This is a genomic window from Pseudomonas sp. 3HC3 (assembly GCF_044904505.1).
In the GTDB taxonomy this organism is placed as follows: Bacteria; Pseudomonadota; Gammaproteobacteria; order Pseudomonadales; family Pseudomonadaceae; genus Aquipseudomonas; species Aquipseudomonas putida_Y.
The window spans coordinates 1-857 of sequence record NZ_JADDRH010000053.1 but is presented as its reverse complement, the minus strand read 5'-3'; the positions used below and the strand labels follow the sequence as shown (position 1 = coordinate 857).

1 protein-coding gene is annotated in these 857 nt (G+C 60.1%); it reads left to right on the top strand.

The annotated features are described in order from the left end of the window. On the top strand, nt 1–857 hold an 857-nt coding region (locus INQ47_RS25610; protein ID WP_404702898.1), incomplete at both ends, for an immunoglobulin-like domain-containing protein.

The window sequence follows — 857 nt, the reverse complement described above, 5'->3', positions numbered from 1 at the left end:
AACAATGCCCAGGTCACCATCAAGGCTGGCGAGACCAGCGCGCCGTACACTCACGATGCGCAGGGCGATGACGTCTATCAAGATGCTGGCGAAATCAGCCTGGGCATCAATTCGGCGGAGGACGCCACTGGTGCGACCTTCGAGAACCTCGAGTTGGGCGGTGCCGCGTCGGTTCAAGTGACCGACACCCTCGACGAAGTCGTAGCCAAGCTGACTGCGACCCCTTCGGTGACCGAAGGCGGCGAGATCACCTACACCATCACGCTGACCAACAAAGATGGTCTGCCGATCAACAACCACTCGGAGCTGTACTTCAAGCTGACCGACGGCACTACTGTCGTTGTTGCAGCCAACAGCACCACCGGTTCGGCCACTGCAACCGCCCCGGACAACGTCTATGTCGGCACTAACCAGCCGGTGGTCAATGCCATCGACGCGGTCAGCGGCGCAGATGCGTGGAAGTTCGAAAACCTGAATCTGGACAAGACCCCGGTCAGCACCGAGGTAACTGACGAACCAGGTACGCCGGGCAACGAAGGCGACATCGTCAAGGTCACTATTACTGCTGACCAGATGTCGGTAGCCGAGAACGTCAAGCCGACCTTCACCGTGCACGTCAACCAACCGCTGGCCCACGACCTGGTCGTGACCCTGAGTAACAATGCCCAGGTCACCATCAAGGCTGGCGAGACCAGCGCGCCGTACACTCACGATGCGCAGGGCGATGACGTCTATCAAGATGCTGGCGAAATCAGCCTGGGCATCAATTCGGCGGAGGACGCCACTGGTGCGACCTTCGAGAACCTCGAGTTGGGCGGTGCCGCGTCGGTTCAAGTGACCGACACCCTCGACGAAGT